This window comes from Jeotgalibaca caeni, assembly GCF_028863945.1.
Classification (GTDB): Bacteria; Bacillota; Bacilli; order Lactobacillales; family Aerococcaceae; genus Jeotgalibaca; species Jeotgalibaca caeni.
In genome coordinates this window covers 1-2,636 of sequence record NZ_JARBEA010000106.1, presented here as the reverse complement: position 1 = coordinate 2,636, position 2,636 = coordinate 1, and the positions used below count along the sequence as shown (strand labels likewise).

Sequence of the window (2,636 nt, the reverse complement as noted above, 5' to 3'; positions counted from 1 at the left end):
CTTGCTTGATTTTTTCGAATACAACGGGCATGTCATCTAAATATATATTTGGGTCTTCTATTCCGAGCATTTTTTTAATACAATGAGTATGGGCCATGTGAGTCCTCCTGTTGTTTTGTGTGGTAACTAAATTATAGGGGTTCACTGGCCTTTTTGCATTTAAAAACAAAAATGGTGCCAGTGAATCAAAATGATTCACCAACACCAAATATTATAGAGCCGAAATTACTTGCTGTTTTTTATTTCTTCGTATTCTCTGGTACAAGTACAGTTAAATGTTGCGGCAGAACTTCTAGGCGGAGCGGCAAAGCATCGCCCTTATCGCCGTCCACATTCGCAATCAATTCTGTGTTCTCCATCTTTTCGATGGTTGCAGTTTGGAATGGACGGTACAGCACTTGATCATCATGAATCGCCTCGCCCGTGAAGATTTTTGGAATTACTTTTAACTTATTTACAATCTTGTCGCCTTTTAGGACAAGGAGGTGAAGCTGTCCATCATCTACTCTTGCGTGCGGCAACATCCGCTCGAACCCGCCTACTGAATTAGTCAAGGCCACAATAATCAACATCGATTCGACCGCAATCTCTTCTCCGTCCACATTTAAGTTGAAATGATACACGGTACTTTCACTGAGCGCCTTCGCGCCTTGGATAAAGTATGCGAATGGTCCCAACTTCGTCTTTTGTTCGGGCTTCACTTGGTGCACAGCTTCAGGTAAGGTACCAATCGCCACAACGTCCATGAAGTAATGGTCATTTACCTTGCCGATATCTAGTTTCTTTTCTTTTAAATGGATCAGCTGCTCTATGGCTTCATCAGGATCCAACGATATCCCCAGAGCCCTCGCCAAGTCGTTCATCGTTCCTAATGGAATTAAACTAAACTTCGGCCGGAAAGGTTGCTCGGCTAATCCATTCACTCCTTCACTTACCGTTCCATCGCCGCCCATCATGATTACTGTATCGACTTGTTCTTGGGCAGCTTCGCGAGCGAAATTCGCCGCATCCCCTGCCTTTTCTGTATAGCGAATGGAAAGTGTATCGTACTTCTCTTGCAGTATTTCCTTTACCCGATCCACATACGTAACCGATTCTTCTCTTCCTGAAGAAGGATTTACAATTAATCGTACTTCAACCATTTTATTCACCCCATCTTAGAAGTCGTCATGGGAAGAAGGATACCCCACTGGGACTGCCTGCTTCCAATTTTCTTTTACTGTATTCAGAGCTTTTGCATACCCATGCCATTCATACCAATTGATATCATGATACCCCATCATCATAGCGGAAAATGGACCAATTTCCATCTCTAACACCTTGTCTGTTTCAACTTGTTTTGGTTTCGTAACAGTACCATCATGACCTATTCGGAATGTATACTCATTCCACGGCGCTGAAGGATCCGTAATTTTCACATAAAGAGGTTTTGTGATTTCTTCAAAAGGATAAACCTTCAAGAAAGCTTCCACATCTACAATTCGAACCATCTTATCAAAGAATACTTCCCGTTCCACTTCTTCTGGATGCTTCAATTGAGCCGGGAATGAACCTTGGACTGGTGATTTTCCTACCACGCTCTCAACTTGAGAAGCATGACGTGCGATGTATTGGAATAAGACTCGCTCCGCACGTGCATGGTCCGTAAAGAAATCGAGTACCTTGAATTCTTTATTCTCGATTCGATAACGGATGTATCCATCGATTTCTCCATCCGCATCCAAGCTGGCTGCATAAAAAGCATCGAATTCTCTTGTATTTAAGCGCATCCACCAATAATCATCCCGGTACGTCAAACCGTTCCGCTTAGATACCATCTTCGTGTAGTATGCTTGAATTTTTTTCTGCCACGCCTCATTTGTTGTATCGAAACGAACGACCTTTTCATTTTCTTCACGGAACCGCATCTGTACTTGTTCAACTGGAATTTTGTACCGGGTGTTTTCAAAGAATACTTCCCAACCATACTGTCGGTAGAAACTTTCTGAAAATGGAGCAAGAACCGATACTAATTGCCCCTTCTCCCGCATCACTTCAAGCGACTTCAAGAGCAGCCGCTTCGTATGGCCTCCTGTTCGGTATTCTGGATACGTTGATACAGTAGCGATTCCACCCATTGGCATCGTAATGCCAAACACATTCATTTCAAAAGGATAAATATAAAGCTGCGTCACTAATTCTTCATTCTCGTAACCGCCAAGCCCTACTTCCTGTTCCAGAAGAGGGAGCATTTCTTTCGTACGGTCGCACCCTGGCTGAGTAACGAAACAATATTCGGCTAGTTTAATAGACGGGTGCAGGTCTTTTGGTGGGATGAATTTGTAGTGCATGTTTGATTCTCCTTTGGCTTTGTTTCTAAAAAAAGAAATTACATCAATAAATTTACATAAATTAAAACTATTATTTGTGATTTTTAATAACAGTACTTGTGAGTATTATTCTCATCTATCCTTCCTCTTAATTTATATATTAATATTTAATAGCATATAGTTTTACTACCGAATATGCAAAATGAGAGTGTAAAATATTTTGTGTAAATAGAAAAAAGGAAGTCCCTTCTGTAGAATAGAGTTACCACAACACATTCACAGAAAAGAGGACTTCCATATGAACGATTTTACTACAGAAATTCTAAA

At 41.2% G+C, this 2,636-nt stretch carries 2 protein-coding genes; both read right to left on the bottom strand.

All coding sequences use genetic code 11. The annotated features are described in order from the left end of the window. Positions 1 to 239: 239 nt before the first annotated feature. The gene (locus tag PVE40_RS12530; RefSeq protein WP_274732270.1) at positions 240 to 1,142 is read right to left on the bottom strand and encodes a diacylglycerol/lipid kinase family protein; all 903 of its coding nucleotides are present in this window, start codon (positions 1,140 to 1,142) and stop codon (positions 240 to 242) included. A 15-nt stretch (positions 1,143 to 1,157) separates the two neighbouring features. Continuing rightward, positions 1,158 to 2,330, bottom strand: coding sequence for a GNAT family N-acetyltransferase (locus PVE40_RS12525; protein ID WP_274732269.1), 1,173 nt, complete (start codon positions 2,328 to 2,330; stop codon positions 1,158 to 1,160). Positions 2,331 to 2,636 lie beyond the last annotated feature (306 nt).

What these genes read in the sequence shown, in the direction of transcription:
- PVE40_RS12530 (WP_274732270.1), bottom strand. Translation starts at nt 1,142, where the DNA reads ATGGTTGAAGTACGATTAATTGTAAATCCTTCTTCAGGAAGAGAAGAA.
- PVE40_RS12525 (WP_274732269.1), bottom strand. Translation starts at nt 2,330, where the DNA reads ATGCACTACAAATTCATCCCACCAAAAGACCTGCACCCGTCTATTAAA.